Origin of the sequence: Serratia ureilytica, from assembly GCF_017309605.1 — a bacterium.
In the GTDB taxonomy this organism is placed as follows: domain Bacteria; phylum Pseudomonadota; class Gammaproteobacteria; order Enterobacterales; family Enterobacteriaceae; genus Serratia; species Serratia ureilytica.
Genome location: NZ_CP071320.1, coordinates 3,862,835 through 3,886,923, shown reverse-complemented (window position 1 = coordinate 3,886,923; position 24,089 = coordinate 3,862,835). Strand labels below are relative to the sequence as shown.

21 protein-coding genes are annotated in these 24,089 nt (G+C 61.3%); 10 read left to right on the top strand and 11 right to left on the bottom strand.

The window, feature by feature from the left end:
• Positions 1 to 9: 9 nt before the first annotated feature.
• Entirely contained in the window at positions 10 to 294 is a 285-nt protein-coding gene (locus J0X03_RS18360; RefSeq protein WP_074446852.1) for a 2Fe-2S iron-sulfur cluster-binding protein, read from the bottom strand.
• Positions 295 to 648: 354 nt separating this feature from the next.
• Here J0X03_RS18360 and dacB point away from each other — a divergent pair, with 354 nt between their 5' ends.
• Entirely contained in the window at positions 649 to 2,115 is a 1,467-nt protein-coding gene (gene dacB / locus J0X03_RS18355; RefSeq protein ID WP_160204031.1) for a D-alanyl-D-alanine carboxypeptidase/D-alanyl-D-alanine endopeptidase, read from the top strand.
• Positions 2,116 to 2,125: 10 nt separating this feature from the next.
• Here dacB and ybaK read toward each other — a convergent pair whose 3' ends face one another.
• The 3 genes from ybaK to copA form a co-directional block, all read right to left on the bottom strand.
• Entirely contained in the window at positions 2,126 to 2,605 is a 480-nt protein-coding gene (gene ybaK, locus J0X03_RS18350; RefSeq protein WP_004940240.1) for a Cys-tRNA(Pro)/Cys-tRNA(Cys) deacylase YbaK, read from the bottom strand.
• Between the two features lie 228 nt (positions 2,606 to 2,833).
• Positions 2,834 to 3,640 carry a TraB/GumN family protein gene (locus J0X03_RS18345; protein ID WP_033642130.1) on the bottom strand — a complete coding sequence of 269 codons (807 nt, stop codon included), beginning with the start codon at positions 3,638 to 3,640 and terminating at the stop codon, positions 2,834 to 2,836.
• 133 nt (positions 3,641 to 3,773) lie between these two features.
• A complete protein-coding gene (gene copA, locus J0X03_RS18340; protein WP_033651123.1) occupies positions 3,774 to 6,485 on the bottom strand; it encodes a copper-exporting P-type ATPase CopA in 2,712 nt (903 codons plus the stop codon).
• 107 nt (positions 6,486 to 6,592) lie between these two features.
• Here copA and cueR point away from each other — a divergent pair, with 107 nt between their 5' ends.
• A complete protein-coding gene (cueR, locus tag J0X03_RS18335; RefSeq protein ID WP_033642132.1) occupies positions 6,593 to 6,994 on the top strand; it encodes a Cu(I)-responsive transcriptional regulator in 402 nt (133 codons plus the stop codon).
• Here cueR and J0X03_RS18330 read toward each other — a convergent pair.
• From J0X03_RS18330 to allS, 3 genes are all read right to left on the bottom strand, one after another.
• Positions 6,991 to 7,452, bottom strand: coding sequence for an NfeD family protein (locus J0X03_RS18330; RefSeq protein ID WP_033642133.1), 462 nt, complete (start codon positions 7,450 to 7,452; stop codon positions 6,991 to 6,993). The two genes, cueR and J0X03_RS18330, sit on opposite strands and share 4 nt — an antisense overlap.
• A gap of 2 nt (positions 7,453 to 7,454) precedes the next feature.
• Entirely contained in the window at positions 7,455 to 8,360 is a 906-nt protein-coding gene (locus J0X03_RS18325) for an SPFH domain-containing protein (RefSeq protein WP_004940203.1), read from the bottom strand.
• A 72-nt stretch (positions 8,361 to 8,432) separates the two neighbouring features.
• Entirely contained in the window at positions 8,433 to 9,347 is a 915-nt protein-coding gene (allS, locus tag J0X03_RS18320) for an HTH-type transcriptional activator AllS (protein ID WP_096241979.1), read from the bottom strand.
• Between the two features lie 353 nt (positions 9,348 to 9,700).
• On the opposite strand from allS, the gene J0X03_RS18315 reads away from it, so the two are divergent.
• The 7 genes from J0X03_RS18315 to J0X03_RS18285 all read left to right on the top strand — a co-directional run bounded on the left by J0X03_RS18315 (position 9,701) and on the right by J0X03_RS18285 (position 17,437).
• Positions 9,701 to 10,186 carry an ureidoglycolate lyase gene (locus J0X03_RS18315; protein WP_047025736.1) on the top strand — a complete coding sequence of 162 codons (486 nt, stop codon included), beginning with the start codon at positions 9,701 to 9,703 and terminating at the stop codon, positions 10,184 to 10,186.
• A gap of 70 nt (positions 10,187 to 10,256) precedes the next feature.
• Positions 10,257 to 11,072, top strand: coding sequence for an HTH-type transcriptional repressor AllR (allR, locus tag J0X03_RS18310; RefSeq protein WP_038875050.1), 816 nt, complete (start codon positions 10,257 to 10,259; stop codon positions 11,070 to 11,072).
• 119 nt (positions 11,073 to 11,191) lie between these two features.
• A complete protein-coding gene (gcl, locus tag J0X03_RS18305) occupies positions 11,192 to 12,973 on the top strand; it encodes a glyoxylate carboligase (protein WP_160204032.1) in 1,782 nt (593 codons plus the stop codon).
• 11 nt (positions 12,974 to 12,984) lie between these two features.
• Complete coding sequence (gene hyi / locus J0X03_RS18300; protein WP_096241981.1) at positions 12,985 to 13,764, top strand: hydroxypyruvate isomerase; 780 nt, start codon at positions 12,985 to 12,987, stop codon at positions 13,762 to 13,764.
• A gap of 10 nt (positions 13,765 to 13,774) precedes the next feature.
• On the top strand, positions 13,775 to 14,656 hold the full coding sequence (glxR, locus tag J0X03_RS18295) for a 2-hydroxy-3-oxopropionate reductase (RefSeq protein ID WP_047025733.1): 882 nt from the start codon (positions 13,775 to 13,777) through the stop codon (positions 14,654 to 14,656).
• 256 nt (positions 14,657 to 14,912) lie between these two features.
• Positions 14,913 to 16,166, top strand: a complete 1,254-nt coding sequence (locus J0X03_RS18290; RefSeq protein WP_230358653.1) for an MFS transporter — start codon at positions 14,913 to 14,915, stop codon at positions 16,164 to 16,166.
• A gap of 128 nt (positions 16,167 to 16,294) precedes the next feature.
• On the top strand, positions 16,295 to 17,437 hold the full coding sequence (locus J0X03_RS18285) for a glycerate kinase (RefSeq protein WP_096241983.1): 1,143 nt from the start codon (positions 16,295 to 16,297) through the stop codon (positions 17,435 to 17,437).
• 53 nt (positions 17,438 to 17,490) lie between these two features.
• On the opposite strand, the gene allE is transcribed toward J0X03_RS18285, so the two are convergent.
• The 4 genes from allE to allD form a co-directional block, all read right to left on the bottom strand.
• Entirely contained in the window at positions 17,491 to 18,276 is a 786-nt protein-coding gene (gene allE, locus J0X03_RS18280) for a (S)-ureidoglycine aminohydrolase (RefSeq protein WP_160204033.1), read from the bottom strand.
• 57 nt (positions 18,277 to 18,333) lie between these two features.
• Positions 18,334 to 19,593: an MFS transporter gene (locus J0X03_RS18275; RefSeq protein WP_096241985.1), complete on the bottom strand. Its 1,260-nt coding sequence runs from the start codon at positions 19,591 to 19,593 to the stop codon at positions 18,334 to 18,336.
• Entirely contained in the window at positions 19,590 to 20,837 is a 1,248-nt protein-coding gene (gene allC / locus J0X03_RS18270; RefSeq protein WP_096241986.1) for an allantoate deiminase, read from the bottom strand. The genes J0X03_RS18275 and allC overlap by 4 nt, the downstream gene beginning before the upstream one ends.
• 171 nt (positions 20,838 to 21,008) lie before the next feature.
• Positions 21,009 to 22,058 carry an ureidoglycolate dehydrogenase gene (gene allD, locus J0X03_RS18265; protein WP_015376901.1) on the bottom strand — a complete coding sequence of 350 codons (1,050 nt, stop codon included), beginning with the start codon at positions 22,056 to 22,058 and terminating at the stop codon, positions 21,009 to 21,011.
• 358 nt (positions 22,059 to 22,416) lie between these two features.
• Between allD and fdrA the strand changes: the two genes are divergently transcribed.
• Complete coding sequence (gene fdrA / locus J0X03_RS18260; RefSeq protein ID WP_103101552.1) at positions 22,417 to 24,084, top strand: acyl-CoA synthetase FdrA; 1,668 nt, start codon at positions 22,417 to 22,419, stop codon at positions 24,082 to 24,084.
• Positions 24,085 to 24,089 lie beyond the last annotated feature (5 nt).

Here is a 24,089-nt window from a genome sequence, read left to right as displayed (position 1 = left end):
GGATCCTTATTAATAGAGTTCTATTTCAATATCCGATTGTGAATAGGCGCAGCAGGCCAGAATAATATTCTCTTCTAACTCCTCTTCGCATAAGGCACTCTGTTTTTCATGGCGTATATTTCCGCTGACAAGAAGTAATTTGCAACAGCCGCACCTCCCCTTGCGGCATAGGTTGGGAATGTCGATATTTAATCTTTCAAAGTTTTCAAGCAGCGACGTTTCAGGACAAAAGTCACCGATGCCCGCGCCATCAAAAATAACTTGATGACCATCGGGCCCTGTTTTTGCAGACATGGCGTGTTATTCCCTATGGAAGTCAGTGAGTGAGATCACATTTTAAAATTCATATAGGTAAATTGTTATTAATAATAGGTTGTCAGTTTTAATGGGGAGTAACGATAGCTTTGGCTTTGTATATTGTCAACACGACACATTAAAAACATTAACATTATATTAAAGGTTATTTCACATAATATAGTTCATATTTAAACTTTATCGCCTGGATTGTTTAGCAATTCTTATTATTGTTTGTTTTATAATATCAGCAGGCAAAAATCGTTGTTCAGTGAATGGAAAACAGGACGCCGCCGCCTTCCAATGATAGCCTGAGCGACAATTTGGTTTTGATAACGCAAACAGGAAGATGACATGTTGAAAACCGCAGGCTGGCTACTGCCCGCCATCCTGGCGCTGGCGGGGTGTTCGTCATCCGGCCAACGCCATGAGCAAACGCTCAGCCAGGCGCTGGTGGTCCTTAGCCAGGACAAGGCGCTGGTTGGCGCGTCGAGTGGCGTAATGGTGCGCGATGCCGAGAGCGGCACCGTGCTGTATCAGGCGCACGCGGAGCAGCGTTTGGCGCCGGCTTCCAACATGAAGATCTTCACTTCTTTGGCGGCGTTCGGCGTGCTGGGGGCGGATTACCGGTTTGAAACCCGGCTGCTGACCGCCGGCGAGCAGCGCGGCGACACGTTGCGGGGAGATCTCTATCTGCAGGGCAGCGGCGATCCGACGCTGCATCCGGACGATCTCGACACCTTCGCCGCGGCGCTGGCGCAGCGCGGCATCCGTCATATACAGGGGCGGTTGTTGCTGGACGCCGGCGCCTTCGATCAAACGCCATTCGGCGCCGGCTGGAGCTGGGACGATGAACCCTTCGCCTTCGCTGCGCCGATCTCGGCGCTGAACTACGCCTTTACCCCCGGTGGCGATATCAACGTGGTGCAGGTGGATGTGCGGCCGGGCGCTCGCGCCGGCGCGCCGGGACGGGCGAGCTTCTATCCCGCCAATGACGCGGTGACGCTGGTCAATCGCACCACCACCGGCAGTGACACCGCGCTGACGTACGAGCGCCGGCCGGGCAGCAACCGGATCGTGGTCAGCGGCACCATCGCCGCACAGGCGGAGGCCAGCTCGCGATTGATTACCGTCGATCAACCGGCCCTCGTCGTCGGCGCTTTATTGCAACATGCTCTGCGCGCGCACGGCATCACCCTGCGCGGCAACGCTGAAGAGGGCGTGACACCGGCCGGCGCACAGCTGCTGGCGCAAAAAACCTCGCCGCCGCTCTCCCGCCTGGTCGTCACCTTCCTGAAAGTGTCCAATAACGGCTACGGCGAGATATTGACCAAGGCGATGGGCCTCAAGACGCAGGGCAAAGGGGATTGGGCCGCCGGCCTTCAGGCGATAAACGGATTTGTGCAAAGCCAGGGCATCGCGGCCGACGCGTATCGCCAGGTGGACGGTTCAGGGCTGTCGCGCATGAACCAGATCACGCCGCAACAGCTGACGACGCTGCTGCTGGCGGCCAGAAAACAGCCGTGGTTCGCCGACTGGTATCGCGCCTTGCCCGTCGCGGGCGAGCCGGGGTTGCTGGTGGGCGGCACGCTGCGTAACCGCATGGTGAAAAGCGCGGCGGCGGGGCGCGCTCACGCCAAGAGCGGTTCCATGACCGGCGTATCGTCGCTCAGCGGCTATGTTGATTCGGCTACCGGGCGGCCGCTGGCGTTCGCCATCATCAGCAATAACTATCTGGTGCCCGGCGCGCAGGTGAAGGCGCTGGAGGACCGCTTGGTGGAAACGCTGGCGGCCTGTGACGACACGGTGGTGTGCCGCTGAGTACGCGGCGTCAGTCGCGTTTGGCGATGTCGGCGAAGCTGCCGGCCAGCAGGCGGCACAGATCGGCGGCGGCCAGCTCAATATCCAGCCCGCGTTTGCCGCCGGAAACGTAAATGGTGGCGAACGCTTGCGCCGGGCTGTCGATCACCGTCGGCAGCCGTTTTTTCTGCCCCAGCGGGCTGATGCCGCCCACCAGATACCCGGTGACGCGCTGCGCCAGCTGCGGATCGGCCATCTCGGCCTTTTTGGCGCCGAGGGCGCGGGCAACCTTTTTCAGATCCAACTGGGTTGCGACCGGCGTGACCGCCACCGCCAGGTGTTTGGCGTCGCCGTTCAGCGCCACCAGCAAGGTTTTGTAAACCCGATCGGCATCCAGCCCCAGCTTTCTCACCGCCTCATCGCCGAAGTTGGTTTCGTCGCTGTCGTGGTGATAAGGATGGAGGGTGAAGGCGACCTTTTGTTTCTCAAGCAGAACGACTGCGGGCGTCATGATGTGTTGTCCAAAATGTCCCCGGTGGGGAAAGGGTGATAACCAGCCTTAAAAATACAAAAATCCAACCAGCCCGGCAACCTGAGCGGCTGTTACATAAAGCGGGTTGCCAAGATATTCACCGGGTTGCTACCCTGTTTACTGTAACCGTTAACACGGTTGCTATGCGTATAACTAGAATACAAGAAATTCCTCTTTGACTGGCCAATAGCGATATTGGCCACTTTTTTACCCCTGCGGCTGCAGCATCGCCGGCAGGTTATCCTCGCCATACAGGTGCAATGCGCCAACCGCCACCACATAGTCTCCGGCCGGCAGCGCCTCCAGCTGACGCCGCCAGTCGCGATTGCGTTGATGCATCAGCACGTCGTAAAGCCCGGCGCTGAAGGTGGCCGGCAGCGTGTCCAGCGTGCCGCGCGGTTTGGCGTCCAGCCACCAGCTCACCATGGTTTGCAGCAGCCGCGCGTTGGTATGCCAGTGCTCCAGCGTATCGCGCAGCAGCGCGATGCCGCCTTCCGGCAGCTGTTCCAGCAGCGCCAACTGCTGCTGCGCCCCCTCGAGTTCGATCACCGGTTTGTCCTGCGCTCTGGCGGCCTGCAGCAGCTGATAATCTACGCCGTACTCTGCGCGCAGCCCCAGACGCTGAGCCTGCCGCGCCTGCATCATCAGCGCCACCTGCCAGCCGGGCAGGGTGGCGAAGGCGTGCGGATCGGCGCCCAATTCGTGGCACAGCGCCAGCAGCTGTTGATATTCTTCGGCGGACAGGCGCTGTTCCAGCGCCGGCTGCAGCTCGGCGTGGTCGAAAGGCGAGGCGGAATCGGTGATATCGGCTTCGACGATCAGCGCGTCGGCCTGTTGCAGCCGGGCGGCCAGCCGGGGCGGCAGCGGCGACATATCGACGGTGCCCATATGGATGCTGCCCACCAGATGGAGCCGACGCTCGCCCGGCAGAGTGATGTCCAGCGCCGGATAAGCGTAACTTTTGGGCGAGATCAGGCCGAGAAAGGCGGCGAGGCGGCGTAACAGTTGACCCATACGGCGTGGCTCCTGAATAACGGGTGCGCGTTTTCGCGTGCAAGGCGAGGGAAAATCGTCATTCATGCTAAACGCTATCCGCCGCGCAGGGAAGCCCGGAAAACAGCGGGGCGCCTTGACGACGCCCCGGAGCTTACTTCCTGGGTTTAAAACGCAGCAGCCGGTTGGCGTTGCTGACCACGGTAATGGACGACAGCGCCATCGCCGCGCCCGCCACCACCGGGCTGAGCAGCGTGCCGGTCAGCGGATAGAGCACGCCGGCGGCGATCGGAATGCCCAGCGTATTGTAGATAAAGGCGCCGAACAGGTTCTGCTTCATGTTGCGCAGCGTGGCCTTCGACAGTTCCACCGCATCCGCCACCCCGTGCAGGCTGTGACGCATCAGGGTGATGGCGGCGGTCTCGATGGCGATGTCGCTGCCGCCGCCCATCGCGATGCCCACGTCGGCCTGCGCCAGCGCCGGGGCGTCGTTGATGCCGTCGCCGACCATTGCCACGCGTTGGCCCTGCGCCTGCAGCTGTTTGATCGCCGCCGCTTTGCCGTCCGGCAGCACGCCGGCAATCACCCGATCGATACCGGCCTCTTTGGCGATGGCGTTGGCGGTCACCGGGTTGTCGCCGGTCAGCATCACCAGCTGATATCCCTGCTGGTGCAGGCGCTGCAGCGCCGCTACGCTGTCCTCGCGCAGCGGATCGCGAATGGCGAACAGCGCAGCCGGTTTACCGTCAACGGCCAGCAGCACCGGCGTCACGCCGCGTTCGGCCTGGGCACGCATCGGCGCCTCCAGTTCGTCGGCCGCGACCTGATGTTGTTTCAGCAGCGCGGCGTTGCCCAGCAGCACCTGCACGCCATCGATCTCCCCGCTGACGCCGGCGCCGCGCAGGGTGCGGAACTGCGCCACCTGCGGCAGCGTTTGCCCGGCGGCGCGTTCCATGATGGCGCGCGCCAGCGGGTGATTGGAGCCTTGTTCCAGCGCGGCGGCCCAGCCGAGCGCCTGCTGTTCGCTGACCTGATTGAAGGTCAGGATCTCCACCACCTGCGGTTTCCCTTCGGTCAGGGTGCCGGTTTTATCGAACACCAGGGTATCCAACTGGCTGGCCTGCTGCAGGGCGTCGGCGTCGCGCACCAGCACGCCGAATTCCGCCGCGCGGCCCACGCCGGAGATGATCGACATCGGCGTCGCCAATCCTAACGCACATGGGCAGGCGATGATCAGCACCGTGGTGGCGATCACCAGCGTATAGACCAGCTGCGGCTGCGGACCAAAGAAGTACCACACCGCCGCGCTGAACAGGGCGATCGCCACCACCGCCGGCACGAACACCGCCGAGACGCGGTCGGCCAGTTGGCCAATCGCCGGTTTACTGCTCTGCGCCTGACGCACCAGTTTGATGATGCGCGCCAGCGTGGTTTGGCTGCCGATGGCGGCGGCGCGGAACAGCACGCTGCCGTCGTCGACTACCGTCCCGGCATGCACCGTGTCGCCGGGGCCTTTTTGCTGCGGCACCGCTTCGCCGGTCAGCATCGCTTCATCGAGCCAGACTTCGCCCTGCACGATTTCACCGTCGACCGGCACGCGATCGCCGGTGGTCAGCCGCAGCGTCATGCCGAGCTGCACCTCCGCCAGCGGAATATCGCGCTCGCCGTCGTCAGTCACCAGCCGCGCGGTGGGCGGCGTCAGATCGAGCAGCCGCTCCAGCGCCTGCGAAGAACGCTGGCGGGCGCGCTGTTCCAGCGCATGGCCGAGGTTGATCAAACCGATGATCATCGCGCTGGCCTCGTAATAGAGGTGACGCGCCTCCATCGGGAAGAAATCGGGCCAAATGTTGACGGCGATCGAATAGAGCCAGGCGGCGCCGGTGCCGAGCGCCACCAGGGTATCCATGGTGGCGCTGCCGTTCATCAATGCGCGCCAGGCGTTGCGGTAGAAGTGCCCGCCGGCGAACACCATCACCGCCAGGGTAATGACGCCGACCAGCAGCCAGGGGCGCTGGGTTTCCGGCGTCAGCGTCATGCTGCCGCCGAACAGCCCCCAGGCCATCAGTGGGATACCCAACGCCAGCCCCAGCGCCGCCTGCCAGCTAAAGCGCTTCATGTTGGCGCGTGCGGTCTGTTGCTGACGTTCGCGGCGTTCGGTTTCGTCCTGAATCATCTCGGCGCCGTAGCCGGCTTTTTCCACCGCCGCCACCAGCGCCTGCGCATCGGCGGCGCCGGTCACCAGCGCGCTGCGCTCCGCCAGGTTGACGCGCGCATGCTCCACGCCGGGAACGCTTTGCAGCGCCTGCTGCACCTTATTGACGCAGCTGGCGCAGGTCATGCCGCTGAGCAGCAGCTGTACGCTGTCGTCCGCGCTGTCGGTTGCCGGAAGAGAAGGCTGCGCCGCTGGCTGAACGTCCGGCAACGAAGGTGTTGCGTCAGTCAACGGCTCAGTTTTTGGGACGACGGCGCCCGCCACGCTGGCGTGATAACCGGCATGTTCCACCGCGGCGATCAGCGCCTGCGGATCGGCATCGCCGTACACTTTCGCGTTGTCGATCTCGACGTCGGCGGCGAACACCCCCGGCACCGCTTCCAGCGCCTTGCGGGTGCTGCCGACGCAGTGCATGCAGCTCAGGCCGCTCAGCTGTAATTCGGTGTCGGCGCGCGGCGCGACTTCTGCCTGATAACCGGCGGCGATCACGCTGTCGATCAGCGCGCTGTCCGGCGCTTCGCCGGTCACTTTGGCGTAATGGACGTTAACCTCCGCCTGTTCGACATCGCTGCGGCTTTCCAGGGCTTTTTTCACCCGCTGCGCGCAGTTCATGCAGGACAGCCCCTGCAATGCCAGCATAGTGGTGTGTGACATGATTGAACTCCTTGCGTAAAGGCGGTGTTTAAAGGTTGACCGCCGGACCTGTTTTCACTAAGAATGGAGCTTAAACCTTCCAGCAAGGGTAAGGTCAAGGAGGGAAAGTGAATATTAGCGACGTCGCGAAAAAAACCGGTTTAACCAGCAAGACGATTCGTTTTTACGAAGAGAAAGCGTTGATTACCGCTCCGATCCGCAGCGACAACGGTTACCGCCACTATTCCGCCAAGCATGTCGACGAGCTGACGCTGCTGCGTCAGGCGCGGCAGGTGGGCTTCAACCTGGACGAGTGCCGCGAGCTGGTAGCGTTGTTCAACGATCCGGCCCGCCACAGCGCCGACGTGAAGGCGCGCACGCTGCAGAAGGTGGCGGAGATCGAAAAGCACATCAGCGAGCTGGGAAACATGCGCCAGCGCCTGTTGACGCTGGCGGAACAATGCCCGGGCGACGAGGGGGCGGAGTGCCCCATCATCAATAACCTGGCGGGGTGTTGTCGTTCTAATTAACGGCTGATGGCGCGGATCACCAGCGTGACCCCTTCCACCGCCACCACTTCCACTTCGGTGCCGGCGGGCAGATCTTCCGCCGCCTGCGCGCGCCAGCTGCTGTCACCGATATTAATGCGCCCCATGCCGTTGTGCATCGGCTCCGTCAGCGTGGCGCGGGTGCCGATCAACTGACGGTTGCGCTGGTTGAGCACCGGCGAACCGCCGGATGCGGCCGCCGGGCGGCGACGCAGCCAGTACCACCACAGATAGGCGACGACGACGGTCAGGACGGCGAAGATCACGCCTTGCCATTCCCAGGAAAGCGGTGGCAGCAGCCAGATCAAGGCGCCGACCAACAGCGCCGCCACGCCGCTCCACAGCAGGTAGCCGCCGGCGCCGAGCATTTCCGCCGCCAGCAACACGCCCCCGAGGGAGAGCCAGAACCACAGCGGATTCGCCGCGATCAGTTCGAGCATGATTATTTGCCTTTGCTTTCTTTCAGCAGTTCGGTAATGCCGCCGATCGAGCCGAGCAGGCTGCTGGCGTCCAGCGGCATCATCACCACCTTGCTGTTGTTGGAGGAACCGATCTTCTGCAGCGCATCGGTGTATTTCTGCGCCACGAAGTAGTTCACCGCCTGAATGTTGCCGCTGGCGATGGCGTCGGACACCAACTGGGTGGCGCGCGCCTCGGCCTCGGCGGCGCGTTCACGCGCTTCCGCCTGCAGGAACGCCGACTGGCGCTCGCCCTCGGCCTTCAGGATCTGCGATTGCTTCTCCCCTTCGGCGCGCAGAATGGCCGCCTGACGCACCCCCTCCGCCTCGAGGATATCGGCGCGCTTGGTGCGCTCGGCCTTCATCTGGGCGTTCATCGAGGCGATCAGTTCCGCCGGCGGCCGCACGTCGCGGATCTCGATACGGGTGATTTTCACCCCCCAAGGGTTGGTCGCTTCATCGACGATGTGCAACAGGCGGCTGTTGATGCTGTCGCGCTGCGACAGCATTTCGTCCAGCTCCATCGAGCCGAGCACGGTGCGGAAGTTGGTCATGGTCAGGTTGACGATCGCCTGTTCGAGGTTGCTGACCTCGTAGGCGGCGCGCGCCGGATCGACCACCTGGATAAAGCACACCGCGTCGATGGCGACGTTGGCGTTATCGCGGGAAATCACTTCCTGCGAAGGAATGTCCAGCACCTGCTCCATCATGTTGATTTTGCGGCCGATGCGGTCCATGAACGGCACCACCAGGTTCAGGCCCGGCATCAGCGTCTTGGTGTAGCGGCCGAAGCGTTCTACCGTCCATTGGAACCCCTGCGGCACAATTTTGACGCCGGCGAACACCACAATCAGTGCGACGACGATCACGATGGGAATAAAAGTAAGCATGCAAACCTCCTGTCAGACATATGTAAACAGATATTACGACAGCGCCGGAAAAATGCCTACTGATACCGCGACTTAATCCAGGGCACCGACCAAACCCGCGATCAGCGGATCCCGCGTCTGGAACAGGCTGATAAGGGTACGCACCGCTTCGCCGCCGCGAGCGTCGGACCAGGCCAGGGACAGGGGAGAGGGCTGGCGCGGATATTTGAGCTGCTTGGCCACCAACTCGCCGCTATCAAGATAAGTTTGGCACAGTTGGCGCGGAAGAAAACCGATCCCGAGGCCGCGCAGATGGCACTCCAGCTTGGTGCGCAGATCCGGCACCTTGATCTCCTGTTGGCCCGACAGCAGCCAGGCGGTGCGTTTAGCCAGATGGCGTGCGGTATCTTCGACGTTGATCGCGGCGTAAGGGCGCAGCTGCGTTTCGTTCAACGGATCGGCGGCAGCGGCCAGCGGGTGCGTCGGCGAGATGGCGAACACCCAATCGATCTTGCCCAACGGTAGCACCTTGATGCTGTTTTCCAGCGATTCATTGCCCGCCGCGCCGATCGCCAGATGGCAGTCCTCATTCAGCAGCGCGTCCCACACGCCCATGTACACCTGGCGGGAAATGTGGAATTGGGTGAACGGGTATTTGTCGTGCAGGTGGGCCAACAGCCCGGCTACGGCGGCGGCGTCGTACAGCAGGTTGTTGATCACGATATTCACCTGATGCTCTACGCCGTCGTTGATTTGCCGCAGTTCGCCCGGCATGGCGTCCAGCCAGGTGTGCCACTGGCGGCAGCGCTCCAGCAAATACTCTCCGGCCGGCGTCAGGTTGACGGTGCGGGTGGTGCGGATAAACAGCTGCGTACCGATGCTCTCTTCCAGCGTTTTAATGCGGTAGCTGATGGTGGCGGTGGTTTTATGCAGCAATTCTGCCGCGCGCGAGAAGCTTTGGCACTCGGCAACTTTGATAAACGAACGAATGGTTTCGTGATCCAGCATGTGGGGTCCTTGGCTGACACCGCCTTTTCGGTTATCGGTGAGAAGAATCTACTGATGTTGCGGCGCGATAGGCAGCGGCAAAGCCCAACCCCACGATCCCGGTCACAGAATCATCCGATAGCGATGAACGTGCGCGGCCCCATTCCGCTCGATGATGAATGAGGCGTTTTTTTAATTCATTGATTTAAGGCAACTAATATGTCTATTCGATCGTAAAGTGTGCTGATGATCTTGTTGTGGAAAAATTTTCCAAAAAAATGCTGTCAAATTCATCACGCGCTGTCTAGAGTGAAGGCGTTGGGTGAAATATCGCCGTTCAATCGTCGTCTGGGTCATGCGTTTTGGAGAATCACATGGATTTAGTCATCGAAGAATTAACGCCGGCGGCCTTTGCGCCTTATGGCGATGTATTGCAGATAGAGGGCTCGCGCTTCTTTCATATCAATGACGGGAAAACCGAGCGTTATCACGACCTCGCCAAGATTGAGGTATCCGACGGCAACCGGGTGCTGGCCAGCATCAACCGGGCGGAACCCAGCGAGCTACCGATGACCTTTTCGCTGTTGGAAAAGCATCCGCTCTCGTCGCAGGCCTTTGTGCCGATGAACGGCGAACGCTTCGTAGTGATCGTCGCCGAACCGGGCGAAACCATCCCCGTCGGCACGCTGCGCGCTTTTATCACCAACGGCAAGCAGGGGATCAACTATCATCGCAATGTCTGGCATCACCCGCTGTTCGCCTATGCGAAGGTCACCGACTTTTTCACTATCGATCGAGCGGGCGCCGACAACTGCGTGGTTAGCCGCTTGCCGGAGCCGTATCGCATAGTTTTGGGATAGCGCTGGCCGCACGCCGCGCAGGGCGTTTATCATAGCGTCACCCATGCCGTCACAGACAAAGGAAGCTTGAATGACCGAATTACGCAGGAAAGGACGACCCGCCACCGAAGCCGGCGCCACCAAAGGCGCGCAAGCGTTGGACCGCGGGCTGGAGATCCTCCAGTACCTGGCCAACGCCGGGGGAAGCTCGTCGGTTTCCGTGCTGTCCGAAAAGCTGGAGCTGCCGCTGTCCACTACCTTCAGATTATTGAAAGTACTGGAGAAATCGGAATTCGTCTTTCAGGATCCACAGCTGGGCTGGTGGCATATCGGCATTCAGTCGTTCACCGTCGGTTCCGCTTACATGAACGATCGCGACGTGGTATCGGTGGCCGGGCCGTTCATGCGGCGGCTGATGCTGTTGTCCGGCGAGACCGCCAACCTGGCGATCCGCAACAATTTTGATGCGGTGCTGATTCGCCAATGCGAATGTCAGGCGATGGTGCGCATGTGCGCGCCGCTGGGCAGCCGCTTGCCGCTGCACGCCTCGGGCGCCGGCAAGGCGCTGCTGTATCCGCTGGCGGAAGAAGAGATGCTGGATCTGATCGTGCGTTCGGGGCTGCAATCCTATACGCCGAAGACACTGACCAGCGTGAACCTGTTGCGCAAGGATCTGCATCAGTCGCTGGCGCAGGGCTACACCATCGATGATGAAGAGCACGCGCTTGGTCTGAACTGCCTGGCTTCGGCGATTTTCGATCGTAACAACAACGTGATCGCCGCCATCTCCATCTCCGGGCCCAGTTCACGGGTCGGCAAGGAGCGGTTCAAGGAGTTGGGCGAACTGGTGGGGGAAGTGGCCAGAGACATCAGCGCCGCGCTGGGCGAATCGCGCAGCAAGGCGTAAACGTCGCGCGCCGGGCTGAACCGGCGCGGAGCAAGACACCCCGTTTGATGAGCAAACGGGTTTTTTTGACCGCAATTTTAAGTTGGAAAAATTTTCCAATAAATTAAGGAGAGCATCACATGGCAATTATGCGAGCGGTAGACGCGGCAATGCACGTGCTGGAAAAAGAAGGGATCACCACCGCGTTCGGCGTGCCCGGCGCGGCGATCAACCCGTTCTACGATGCGATGCGGCGGCACGGCGGCATCAAACATTATCTGGCGCGGCACGTGGAAGGGGCCTCGCACATGGCGGAAGGTTACACCCGCGCCGCCGCCGACAACATCGGCGTGTGTATCGGCACTTCCGGCCCGGCGGGCACCGACATGATCACCGGCCTTTACTCCGCTTCCGCCGATTCGATCCCGATCCTGTGCATTACCGGCCAGGCGCCGCGCGCGCGTTTGCACAAAGAAGATTTTCAGGCGGTAGACATCGAATCGATCGCCAAGCCGGTGACCAAGATGGCGGTCACCGTGCAGGAACCGGCGCTGGTGCCGCGCGTGCTGCAACAGGCGTTCCACCTGATGCGCTCCGGCCGGCCGGGCCCGGTGCTGATCGACCTGCCTTTCGATGTGCAGATGGCGGAGATCGAGTTCGATCCGGACACCTACTCGTCGTTGCCGGCCTATAAGCCGGCGGCTACGCAGGCGCAGATCGACAAAGCGCTGGATCTGCTGTGCGCGGCGAAAAAGCCGCTGATCATCGCCGGCGGCGGCATTCACAACGCCGATGCGGCGGATCTGCTGCAGCAACTGGCGGAGATCTGCAACGTGCCGGTGATCCCGACGCTGATGGGCTGGGGCGCCATTCCGGACGATCATCCGCTGATGGCGGGCATGGCGGGTCTGCAGACCTCGCACCGCTACGGCAACGCCAACCTGCTGGATTCTGATCTGGTGTTCGGCATCGGCAACCGCTGGGCCAACCGCCACACCGGGTCGGTGGACAAGTACACCGCCGGGCGCAAGGTGGTGCATATCGATATCGAGCCGACGCAGATTGGCCGGGTGATCTGTCCGGATCTGGGCATCGTTTCCGATGCGCGCATCGCGCTGCAAATGCTGGTGGACGCGGCGCAGCGCCGCTTCGAGCGCGGCGAGTTGCCGAATCGCGACGCCTGGTGCGCCGCCTGTCTGCAGCGCAAGCAAACGCTGCTGCGCAAAACCCACTTCGATAACGTGCCGGTCAAGCCGCAGCGGGTGTATGAAGAGATGAACCGCGCCTTCGGCCGTGACGCCTGCTATGTCACCACCATCGGGCTGTCGCAGATCGCCGCCGCGCAGATGCTGCACGTTTTCGAGCCGCGTCACTGGATCAACGCCGGCCAGGCCGGCCCGCTGGGCTGGACGCTGCCTGCGGCGCTGGGCGTATGCGCCGCCGATCCGCAGCGCAAGGTGGTCGCGCTGTCGGGCGACTATGATTTCCAATTTATGATTGAAGAGCTGGCGGTCGGCGCGCAGTTCAAGCTGCCCTATATCCACGTGTTGGTGAACAACGCCTATCTGGGGCTGATCCGCCAGGCGCAGCGCGGGTTCGATATGGATTACTGCGTGCAGCTGTCGTTTGAAAACATCAACAACGCGGAAATTGGCGAGTACGGTGTCGATCACGTCAAGGTGGCGGAAGGGCTGGGCTGCAAGGCGCTGCGGGTGTTCAAACCGGAAGAGATCGCGCCGGCGTTCCGTCAGGCCCAGGAACTGATGCAGCAGCACCGGGTGCCGGTGGTGGTGGAAATCATCCTGGAGCGCGTCACCAATATCTCCATGGGTACCGAGCTGGATAACGTCAATGAGTTTGAGCCGGTGGCGGCAACGCCGGAAGACGCACCGACCTCGGTCAACTTCTTTGATTACCGTTGAGGAATCTCGCCATGCCGAAATTTTCAGCCAATCTGTCCATGCTGTTCACCGAAGTCGATTTCCTGCAGCGCTTCCGCCGGGCGAAAGAGCAGGGCTTCAGCGCGGTGGAATATATGTTCCCTTACGACTACCCGATCGCCGCGCTGCGCAGCGAACTGGAGGCGCATCGCCTGAATCAGGTGCTGTTCAACCTGCCGGCCGGTGACTGGGCGGCGGGCGAACGGGGCATCGCCTGTTTGCCGGGGCGTGAAGCGGAGTTCCGCGATGGCGTCGGGCGCGCGATCGAGTATGCGCAGGCGCTGGGCTGCGATCGGATCAACTGCCTGATCGGCAATCCGGATCCCGCCGTCAGCCGCCACACCACCGACGAACGGGTGAAGGAGAACCTGCGCTACGCCGCTGACACTCTGGCGCGGCAGAATATCCGTCTGCTGATCGAACCGATCAACCGCTACGACATGCCGCAGTTCTACCTGCAAACCTCCCGGCAGGCGATCGAACTGATCGAAGCGATCGGCAGCCCCAACCTGTATCTGCAGTACGACCTTTACCACATGCAGCGCATGGAGGGAGAGCTGACGCAGACCCTTGAGCGCCTGCTGGCGAAGATCGACCACATTCAGGTCGCCGACAACCCGGGGCGGCACGAGCCGGGCACCGGCGAAATCAACTGCGAGTTTATCTTCGCGCAGCTGGATCGCATGGGGTATCGCGGCTGGATCGGCTGCGAATACAAACCGCTCGCCACCACGGAAAGCGGCCTGTCATGGATTAAAAAATACCTGTCTTGAGGAGATGAAAATGAACGTGGGATTTATCGGTCTGGGCATCATGGGCGCGCCAATGGCGGAAAAGCTGTTGGCGGGCGGGCATACGCTTTATGCCCATACCCGGCATGAGGTACCGGCGGCGCTGTTACAGCAAGGGGCCATCGCCTGCCGCGATCCGCAGCAGGTGGCGGATGAGGCGGACGTGATCTTCATCATGGTGCCGGATACGCCGCAGGTGGAGGAGGTGCTGTTTGGTGAACGCGGCTGCGCCGCCGGCAAGCTGAATGGCAAAGTGGTGGTGGACATGAGCTCCATTTCACCGCTGGAGACCAAGCGGTTCGCGCAGCGCATCAACCAGCTGGGCGCCCAGTACCTGGACGCGCCGGTTTCCGGCGGTGAAGTGGGCGCCAAACAGGGCACGTTGACCATCATGGTGGGCGGCGAGGAAGCGACCTTCGAACGAGTGCAACCGCTGCTGGCGCTAATGGGCAAGAATATCACGCTGATCGGTGGCAACGGCGACGGACAAACTTGCAAGGTCGCCAACCAAATCATCGTGGCGCTGACCATCGAAGCGGTCTCCGAGGCACTGGTCTTCGCCTCGCGCGCTGGCGCCGATCCGGCCCGGGTGCGTGAAGCCCTGATGGGCGGCTTCGCCTCGTCGCGCATTCTGGAGGTGCACGGCGAGCGGATGATCAAACGGGCGTTCGCGCCGGGATTCCGCATCTCGCTGCACCAGAAGGATCTCAACCTGGCGCTGCAGGGCGCGAAGGCGCTGGCGCTCAGCCTGCCGAATACCGCCACCTGCCAGGAGCTGTTCAACGTCTGCGCCGCCAATGGCGACGGCGAATTGGATCACTCCGCGCTGGTGCGGGCGCTGGAAATTATGGGCAACCACCGGGTGGCCGGCTAAGGCGCCCGCCGGCGTTTCATTCGCCGGCTTATCATTAGAATCAGAGATGTTCGACATTAATAACGCCCTCTTTATGATAAATAAAGAGGGTTCCCGCCAATCCAATAAAAAAATGATTCAGCACAATAAAAAGTAAAAAGCAGGATGCCAACCCAAGGAGACACTGAATATGGCAACCGATAATGCTGTTATTGACAAAGATATTCTTACCGCCCCTGACAAAAAACGTTTATATCGAAAAATCGCCTGGCGCATTATGCCCATTTTATTAGTGAGCTATATCGTCGGTTATCTCGATCGGGTGGGGATTTCGTTTTCGAAATTCCAAATGATGCCCGATATTCTGAACGGCAACGTCTCGATGGCTGAAGCCGTTTACGGGCTGGGGGCCGGGGTATTTTTCATCGGCTATATCATCGCCGGGGTGCCCAGCAATATTCTGCTGAGCCGCTACGGCGCCAGAAAGATCATCGCGTTGCTGATGGTGGTGTGGGGGGCGATTTCGATGCTGAGCATCTTCATCACTAACCCCTGGCAATTCTACCTGGCGCGTTTTCTGCTGGGGCTGGCGGAAGCCGGCTTTTACCCCGGCGTGATCCTCTACCTGACGCTGTGGTTCCCCTCCAGCCAGCGCGCCAAGATGACGGCGCTGTTCGTATGCGGCATCCCGGTCAGCAACATCCTCGGCGGCCCGCTGTGCGGCTGGATCATCGAGCACATGAACGGTCTGATGAACCTCTCCGGCTGGCAGTGGCTGTTCTTTATCAGCGGCCCGCGCGCGCTGTTGATCGCGATCGTCATTTTTTACTTCCTGGATAATACCTATCAGAGCGCCAAGTGGCTCAGCCCGCAGGAGAAGGCGCTAATCAAGGAGGATATGGTGCAGAGCGCGCCGCGTCAGGGCGCCGCCGGCGGGCAGGAGTGGACGATGAAAAGCATGCTGAGGTCGTCCGCGTTCACCAAAATGTGGCTGATTTGCTTCTGTACCGTGATGGGGCAAGGCGGGCTGGCGTTTTGGGTACCGACCATCATTCGCGACACCGGCGTGACCTCGGTGATGGATATCGGGTTGCTGACCATGCTGCCGTACATGCTGGCGGTGGTGGCAATGCTGGTGGCCGCGCGCAGTTCGGACAAGCATCGCGAGCGGCGTTGGCACATCATCGTGCCGTTCTGTATCGCCGCGGTGTCGCTGATCTTTATCGGCCTGTTCCCGGACAATAAGCACGTGGTGATGGCGGCGCTGTGCGTGGCGGTGGCCTCGAGCCTGGTGCCGTCGCCGCTGTTCTGGAGCCTGCCGAACGCCATTTTTACCGGCACCTGCGCTGCGGCGGGCATTGCGCTCATCAATTCCATCGCCAATATCGGCGGATTTATTTCGCCTTATATCATCGGCTATTTCAAACAGCTGACACACAGTAATTTGGCGGCGATGTGCGTTTTGTCGACAATGATGATACTGGGAGCATTATTAACCTACAGCGTGCCGGCGAAATGGGTCAATAAATAACACTTTCCTTCATCTTCATTAAATAGTCGGCAACAGTTTTATTTTATTTTGCCATGCATTTCTCATCTGATTATTTCAGCGGGGGAAGGCATGGCCATTTTTATTTCGTCTCGAATAAAGGATGCATCATGAAAATTGTTATTGCACCGGATTCATTTAAAGAAAGCGTCAGCGCAGAACGGGCGGCGCGGGCGATCGCGCGCGGCTTTCACGAAGTTTATCCCGAGGCCGAGTGCGTCTGCCTGCCGATCGCCGACGGAGGCGAAGGCACGGTGGACGCGCTGGTGGCCGCCACCGGCGGGCGCAAGGTGAGCGTGACCGCCACGGGGCCGCTGGGGGAACGGGTGGCGGCGTTTTACGGCGTCAGCGGCGACGGTAAGACGGCGGTGATCGAAATGGCGGCGGCCAGTGGGCTGATGCTGACGCCGGCGGAGCGCCGTAACCCGCTGCTGGCGACCAGCTACGGCACCGGCGAACTGATCCTGCATGCGCTGGATCAGGGCATTCGCCACCTGATCCTCGGCATCGGCGGCAGCGCCACGGTGGATGGCGGCGTCGGCATGGTGCAGGCGCTGGGCGGGCGTTTCTACCGCCCGGACGGCAAGACGCTGCCGTGGGGCGGCGGCGAGCTGGTGACGCTGAGCGGAATCGATCTCAGCATGCTGGACGCACGCCTGCGGCAGTGCCGGATTGAGGTCGCCTGCGACGTAGACAATCCGCTGGTGGGACCGCGCGGCGCTGCTGCGGTGTTCGGGCCGCAGAAGGGCGCGACGGCGGTGATGGTGGCGCAGTTGGAACAGGGGCTGGCGCAGTATGCCGAGGTGATCCGCCAGAGCACCGGCCACGACGTGCGGCAGGTCGCCGGCGGCGGGGCGGCGGGCGGCATGGGGATCGCCTGCCAGGTGTTCCTCGGTGCAACGCTGAAGCCGGGCATCGAGATCGTGATGGCGGCGCTGGGCCTGGAGCAGGCGCTGGCGGAGGCCGATCTGCTGGTCACCGGCGAAGGGCGCATCGACAGCCAAACGCTGGGTGGCAAGGCGCTGTCCGGCGTCGCTCGTCTGGCGCGGGCACGCGGCCTGCCGGTTATCGCGTTGGCCGGCGTGGTGGAGGAAGGGGCAGAGGCGCTGCACGCGCAGGGAATCGACGCGATGTTCAGCATTCTGCCGCGTCTGAGTACGCTGGAGGTCGCGCTGTCGCAAGGGGAACTCAACCTGCAGCGCAGCGCTGCCAACGTCGCCCGCGCAATGCGCATCGGCCGGCGCTTGGGATAAAAAAGAAGGCCACGCTGCGCGAGCAGGTGGCCTTGGTTTTGGCGGCGAAGCGCTTACGGCTCGACGTCGCGGTTGCAGTCCTTGGAGTAGATGTAGCTGAAGGTTTCCTGGCCCACCGCATAGCCCGCCTGTTGCACATAGGCGCCCATGAAGATGTAGTCGCCTTGCTTCACCGGCATCCATTCATTGTCCAGGTTGTACACGCCGGCACCGCTGAGAATGTAGGCGCCATGCTCCTGCACGTGGGTCTCGATGTAGCCGTGGCTGGCGCCGGGGGCGAAGGAGAGGATGTGCATGTTCATGTCGAAGCCCAGATCTTTCGGCAGCAGATCCTGCAGGATCACCTCGCTCATGCCCTCGTAGTGGATCTGCTCCAGGTTGGCGACGTTGTTGCTGACCACGTGCGCCTCGTAACCCTTGATGCGCTGATAGCGGCGCTTGTAGAGGAACAGGCGGCTGGATTGGCCGCCGTTGGCGTTTTCCAACCGCATCGTGACGCCCGCCGGGCAGTAAAGGTAGCCGCCGGCGGTCAGTGGGTAGTCGGTGGCGTCGGCGGAAGCGGTGATGACACCGTCGATGACGTACACGAAGGTTTCGAGCTCTTCGCCGCCAAAGCCTTTGGTGTTGCGGCCGCAGTCGTGCAGCGTCACCAGATAATCGACGAAAGTGGCACCCAGTTTCGGCGTCGACAAGATGGTGACGTCGCAGTTTTCAAAACCGGGAATGACGTTGCGCACCAGGCCGTTCGGCGGGATCAGCGCATAGTTGCCGCGTTTGATGATGGCGCGCGTTGACAGAATGTCGGTTGGATAACCGGTTTGATTGTTGAAGTAACCCACGTTGATTCTCCTGATCGTTGAAAGGGCGCCGCGGCGGCGCCCGGTAAAAAAGCGCCGTCAGGCCTCGGTGGCCGTTCGGGTTGGCGTAGTGCGTTTCATCAAGACGTTGACAGTGAAGAAAATGGCGGTGCCCACCAGCAGGATGGCGGCGGAGATGTAAAAGCCCATCACCTTGGAGCCGGTGCTGTCGGAGATCACGCCGGTGAGGAAGGGGGCGATCACCGACGAGGACATGCCGAAGAAGTTGAACACGCCGAAGCTGGTGCCATAGCCTTTCTTCGGCGCGTTGTCGGCGACGAAGGAGATCATGATCGGATCGACCGCCAGCTTACCCAGCAACCCGTACAGGATCAGGCTGATCAGCAGCATGGTGGAGTCCGGCGAAATGACGGTGCAGACCAGCATCACCGCCGCGCACAGCTCGAGGAAAATGATCAGCTGCACCTTCTTGTTACGGAAACGGTCGGACATGCGGCTGAAGAACAGCGCGCCCGGCACCGAGGCGAATGCCACCAGGGCGGAGGAGAAGCCGATGGCCACCCCTTCAAAGCCGCGCTCCTGCTGCAGGAACGAGGGTAGCCAGGTGACTATCATGTAGTAGCCGTAGCAGGTGGCGAAGTACATCGCGTAGGCGGAGATCATGCGGAGGCTGAACAGGCCGCTGGCCTGGCCGTCCTCTTCGGGCGCGATCGCCGTCGGCGCAACGGTCTGGCTGACGGCCACCGGGGCTTGGGGCTGCGAGCCTTTGATGACCACGGCGAACACCAGCGTCATCACCACCAGCAGGCCGGTGATGATGAACAGCATGATCTGCCAGTTCATGTTGAAGCTTTTCACCAGCAGGCTGGAGGCGATCAGGCCGATCGCCATGCCGAGCGCCGAGCCGCTGTTGATCACCGCGGTCGCCAGGCCACGGCGTTCCAGCGGGATATTCTCCGACGACAGGGAGTAAGCCGAGCCGTAATAAGAGCCGCAGCCCATGCCCGCCAGCAGGCTGCCGGCATAGACCATGGTCAGGCTGGTGGCGTTGCCGATCAGCAGCGTGGCGATGATGAACAGGCAGAAGCCCGGGATCAGCACCACCTTCTTGCCGAATTTGTCCACCAGGATGCCCGCCGGGATCTGCATCCCGGTATAGGCGAAGAAGTAGAAGCTGGCGATCAGCCCCATTTCCGCATTGGAGTGCGCGCCGATGGTCTGTTGGATCTCGGGGAAGATCGGCGTCAGGACGGTGCGGTAGATCCAGATCACCGCCCAGCCCAGACAGAGCACGACGACGATCTTTTTCCAGTAGCGCGGGTCGATGTCGTTGCTCATGCCTCGGCCCCCTGTTCGGTGTAGGCCAGCTGATACAGCGTCTGCGCCAGGATTTTCACCCCTTCGTTCAGATCGGCGACGGCGGTTTTTTCCGCAGGGTTATGGCTGATGCCGGCGATGCTCGGCACGAACATCATCACCGTCGGCACGCGCGGGGCGAAGATTTGCGAGTCGTGCCCGGCGCCGCTGTGCATCATGCGGTAATTCAGCCGCTGCGTTTCGCACAGGCGGCTGACGCAGGCCACCAGCTGTTCGTTCATCGGGATCGGCGCTTCGTCCATCCACAGATCGATCTCGACCTCGATGCCCATCTCGGCGCAGATGCGCTGGATATCCTGCTCGATCTCCTGCGTGAAGCGCAGCAGCGCGGCTTGGTCGGTGTGGCGGCAGTCGAGGGTGAAGTGGGTGAAGCCCGGCACCACGTTGACGGTGTTTGGCTTCGGCTCCACCTTGCCGAAGGTCAGCACCAGCGGATCGCCTTCGGCGCGCGCCTTGGCGATCGATTCGCAGCAGATGCGGCTGAAGGCGTGCACGGTATCCCGGCGGTAGCTCATCGGGGTGGTGCCGGCGTGGTTGGCTTCGCCCTGCAGCCGCACGTCATAGCGTCGTTGGCCGACGATGCTGGTCACCACGCCGATGGTTTTGCCTTCGGTTTCCAGCACCTTGCCCTGCTCGATGTGGATCTCGACGAAGGCCGCGATGTCGCTGCGCAGCGGCTGATGCGGCGGAGGGAAATCGAAGCCGGCGTCGCGCATGGCGTTGACGAAGCCGACGCCCTTGGCGTCCGTAATGTGCTGCACGTCTTCCCGCCGGGCCAGGCCGACGATGTTCTTGCTGCCCCAGAACACATAGGGAAAGCGGCTGCCTTCTTCTTCCGCCAGCGCGATGACTTCCAGGCTGCGCAGCGGCGGGCCGTAGGTGTCCTTGAGGTGTTTGATCGCCATGAAGGCGGCTTCGATGCCGAACTGGCCGTCGAGGTTGCCGCCGTTGACCACCGTGTCGATGTGCGAACCGGAGAGAATCACCTGGTCGGGGTATTTGCTGCCCTCCAGCCGACCGAACAGGTTGCCGACCGCATCAAAATGGGTGTTCAGCCCGGCGGTCTCGAAGGCGTTTTTCAACGCGTGCTGCGCTTCGATCCATTCCGGGGTATAAAGCAAACGCGTCATGCCGCCGCTGGGGTCGGCGCCGATTTTCGATAACCAGCCGGAAATATCACGGATTTCTTGTTGGAAGTCTTTCATGTTTACCTGCCCGCATGTTGTGTCTCAGCGGCGATGCGGCCAGGGCGGATGATATTCGCCGCCGGCCGACCTATTGCGCTGAGCGCGCTGATGAAGGTTTTCTTTTTCTCCCCGGCTCTGACATATCAACCGCGAGCCGCGGCGCAAAAAGCCCACGATAATAAGAGTGCGTTAACTGGCGAAGGGATCTTTATGGTCGTAAGAACGCTGGTAAATAGCATTTGAAATTAAGTATTGATAAATATCGTCGACGATTTCGATACCGTTTTTCTCGCTTTCCATTTCACGCGCATGGCTATTCTGCCCCGGGTAAAGCACTTTGCTGACGCCCGGCGCCGGTTTAACTGCATTCAATTCTTTCATGACCTGACTGATATTTTTACGGAATGCGGATTCGTTGGTGAAATAACCCGGGTTCAGCACGATATGCAATTGGCCCAATTCCCGGCCGGCGCTGAGATCGTGATACATCGAGCTGACGTGTTTGCCGAACGGCAGGCCGAGCAAAATGCCCGACAGCACGTCGACCATCATCATCAGGCCGTAGCCTTTCGGCCCGGCGATCGGCAGCAGCCCGCTGACGGCGAACGGATCGGTGGTGTGCTTGCCCTCGGCGTCCACCGCCCAGGTGTCGGGAATGGCGGCGTTGCGCGAACGGGCGTCCAGCACTTTGCCCCAGGCCTGCACGGTGGTGGCCATATCGAAGGTGATCAGCTCGTCGCCTTCGCCCGGCGCGGAGAAGGCGATGGGGTTGGTGCCGTAGTAGACTTCGGCGCCGCCGTACGGCACCACCATCGGATCGGACTGGCACAGCGAAATGCCGACCATGCCGGCGCGCGCCGCCTGCTGCACGAAGTACGACAGCGCCCCGCTGTGGCCGATGCGGCGCACGCCCACCACCGCCACGCCGTTCTCTTTCGCCATCTCGATGGCGCGATCCATGCTCAGCTTGGCCGCCACGTGCCCGGCGCCATTGTCGCCGTCGAAAATGGCGCTGCAGGGGCCGGTTTTTTCAAAGGTGAAATGCGGGTGATTGTTGGTGCCGCCTTTACTGATGCGTTCGGAATAGTATTCGACCCTGACCGCGCCGTGGGAGTGGATGCCGCGCGCATCGGCATGAACCAGCACATCGGCGACGATGCCGGCGTGTTCCTGGCTCAGGCCGGCAGCGTGAATTTTTTGCTGGATAAGCTGATGTAATTGTTGTTTAGAGACCTTCATATACAGTCCTTTTATCACTACGGTTTATTTAATTCGCCTCTGCGTTGTAATGTATAAATACCGGGGGGGAATAATGTGATCCAGATGCGTTTTATCCGATTGGATTAAAAATTCGTTGAATTAAATTGCCATTGTTAGAAGTTTTTTTATAAATGATTTTTCCCGTCTGGATTAATTAATATTCAGGTGATTAAGTTATTTTTTCTAACAATAGATAAAGTGTGACCGTACTCACCTCAGGGCGTGATTTTAATTTGTAGCTTGATAATTAACCTTTTCGCTGGATTCAATGCATCGCCGTGCCGCCGGTGCGGGAAATATTGCCGATATTATTAAATGCTGTCTTAAGGATATCACCATGATCCATGCTTTTATTAAAAAGGGGAGCTTTCAGGATTCCGTCAGCCTGATGTTGATCTCCCGCAAACTCAGTGAATCTCCCAAGGTCGAGGAAATATCCGTCATGATGGGGACGCCGGCCAATAAATCCTTATTGGAGGTGACCGGTTTCTGGCACCCGCAGTTTAGCGAAGCGACGCCGAACGATATTTGCGTGGCGATCAAAGCGGAGTCCGCCGACGAGACGATCGCCGAGGAGATCGGTGCGGCGCTGGAGACGGCGCTCAAGGCGATTGCGCAGGGGAGCCAGGGCGGCAAAAAACTGCTGCGGGCGCGCAGCTGGCGCACCGCCAGGCAGAAGCTGCCCGCCGCCAATCTGGCGCTGATCTCGATCGCCGGCGAATACGCGGCGGAGTTGGCGGATAGCGCGCTGGAAGACGGCTGCAACGTGATGATGTTCTCCGACAACGTCAGCCCGGCGCAGGAAGTGGCGCTGAAAACCAAGGCGCGTGAACGCGGGCTGATCGTGATGGGGCCGGACTGCGGCACCGCCTGCATCGCCGGTGCGCCGCTGGCGTTCGCCAACGTGGCGCCCGCCGGATCCATCGGCGTGATCGGCGCTTCCGGCACCGGCATTCAGGAGCTTATTTCGCAAATTACGCTGGCAGGCCAGGGCATCTCGCACGCCATTGGCCTCGGCGGGCGGGATTTGACGGCGGAGATCGGCGGCATCAGCGCCATCAGCGCGCTGCGTATGCTGGCGGCGGATCCGCAGAGTCTTGTGCTGGCGTTCGTGTCCAAACCGCCGGCGCCCGAAGTGCGCCAGCGGGTGATCGACGAAATGAAAGCGCTCGGCAAGCCGGTGGTGGCGCTGTTCCTCGGCGCGCAGTACGCCGTGCGCCAGGATGGCAACATCACGTTCGCCGCCACGCTGGATGAAGCGGCGCGCCTGGCGGCGATGCTGGGCTGCGTGCAGCAACAGGCGGCGCAACAGCCCGCGGTGCCCGGCGGAAAAATCGCCGGACTGTACGCCGGCGGCACGCTGGCGGCCGAATGCGCGATGTTGCTGGCGGAAAAACTGCGCTTGCCGGTGGATAGCGAGCACCCGCGCGGCGCCATGCTGGTGGCCGACGGTCATCGCATCATCGACATGGGCGATGACTTTTATACCCAGGGGCGACCGCACCCGATGATTGACCCGACCGCGCGCAATCAAGAGATCGCCCGCCTGGCGCAGCAGCCGCAGACCGGCGTATTGCTGCTGGACGTGGTGATCGGCTTCGGCGCCCAGGACGATCCGGCGGCGTCGCTGGCGGCCGAGGTGGCCAACGTGCGCATGGCGCGCGGCGCGGCTCACCCGCTGGCGGCGATCGCCACCGTCACCGGCACCGAACAGGATCCGCAGCAGCGCTCGCGGCAAATCGCCACCCTGCAGGAGGCCGGCATCGCGGTAATGCCGTCGCTGCCGGCGGCGGTCGCGCTGGCGCATCAGCTGATTACCCCCGTCTTACCCGCACCTGAACGCGAACGGCCGGCCTTGCTGGACGGCGTCGCGGTGATCAACGCCGGGCTGCGCAGCTTCGCCGATGACCTGCAAACCAGCGATATCCCGGTGGTGCATTACCCGTGGGCGCCGGTGGCCGGTGGCGATCAACGATTAGCCAACATCTTGAAAAAATTAAAGTGAGGAAC

Bases quoted from the DNA above. Each gene is read 5' to 3' on its own strand.
- J0X03_RS18360 (WP_074446852.1), bottom strand. From the start codon at position 294: ATGTCTGCAAAAACAGGGCCCGATGGTCATCAAGTTATTTTTGATGGC.
- dacB (WP_160204031.1), top strand. From the start codon at position 649: ATGTTGAAAACCGCAGGCTGGCTACTGCCCGCCATCCTGGCGCTGGCG.
- ybaK (WP_004940240.1), bottom strand. From the start codon at position 2,605: ATGACGCCCGCAGTCGTTCTGCTTGAGAAACAAAAGGTCGCCTTCACC.
- J0X03_RS18345 (WP_033642130.1), bottom strand. From the start codon at position 3,640: ATGGGTCAACTGTTACGCCGCCTCGCCGCCTTTCTCGGCCTGATCTCG.
- copA (WP_033651123.1), bottom strand. From the start codon at position 6,485: ATGTCACACACCACTATGCTGGCATTGCAGGGGCTGTCCTGCATGAAC.
- J0X03_RS18330 (WP_033642133.1), bottom strand. From the start codon at position 7,452: ATGCTCGAACTGATCGCGGCGAATCCGCTGTGGTTCTGGCTCTCCCTC.
- J0X03_RS18325 (WP_004940203.1), bottom strand. From the start codon at position 8,360: ATGCTTACTTTTATTCCCATCGTGATCGTCGTCGCACTGATTGTGGTG.
- allS (WP_096241979.1), bottom strand. From the start codon at position 9,347: ATGCTGGATCACGAAACCATTCGTTCGTTTATCAAAGTTGCCGAGTGC.
- J0X03_RS18315 (WP_047025736.1), top strand. From the start codon at position 9,701: ATGGATTTAGTCATCGAAGAATTAACGCCGGCGGCCTTTGCGCCTTAT.
- allR (WP_038875050.1), top strand. From the start codon at position 10,257: ATGACCGAATTACGCAGGAAAGGACGACCCGCCACCGAAGCCGGCGCC.
- gcl (WP_160204032.1), top strand. From the start codon at position 11,192: ATGGCAATTATGCGAGCGGTAGACGCGGCAATGCACGTGCTGGAAAAA.
- hyi (WP_096241981.1), top strand. From the start codon at position 12,985: ATGCCGAAATTTTCAGCCAATCTGTCCATGCTGTTCACCGAAGTCGAT.
- glxR (WP_047025733.1), top strand. From the start codon at position 13,775: ATGAACGTGGGATTTATCGGTCTGGGCATCATGGGCGCGCCAATGGCG.
- J0X03_RS18290 (WP_230358653.1), top strand. From the start codon at position 14,913: ATGCCCATTTTATTAGTGAGCTATATCGTCGGTTATCTCGATCGGGTG.
- J0X03_RS18285 (WP_096241983.1), top strand. From the start codon at position 16,295: ATGAAAATTGTTATTGCACCGGATTCATTTAAAGAAAGCGTCAGCGCA.
- J0X03_RS18275 (WP_096241985.1), bottom strand. From the start codon at position 19,593: ATGAGCAACGACATCGACCCGCGCTACTGGAAAAAGATCGTCGTCGTG.
- allC (WP_096241986.1), bottom strand. From the start codon at position 20,837: ATGAAAGACTTCCAACAAGAAATCCGTGATATTTCCGGCTGGTTATCG.
- allD (WP_015376901.1), bottom strand. From the start codon at position 22,058: ATGAAGGTCTCTAAACAACAATTACATCAGCTTATCCAGCAAAAAATT.
- fdrA (WP_103101552.1), top strand. From the start codon at position 22,417: ATGATCCATGCTTTTATTAAAAAGGGGAGCTTTCAGGATTCCGTCAGC.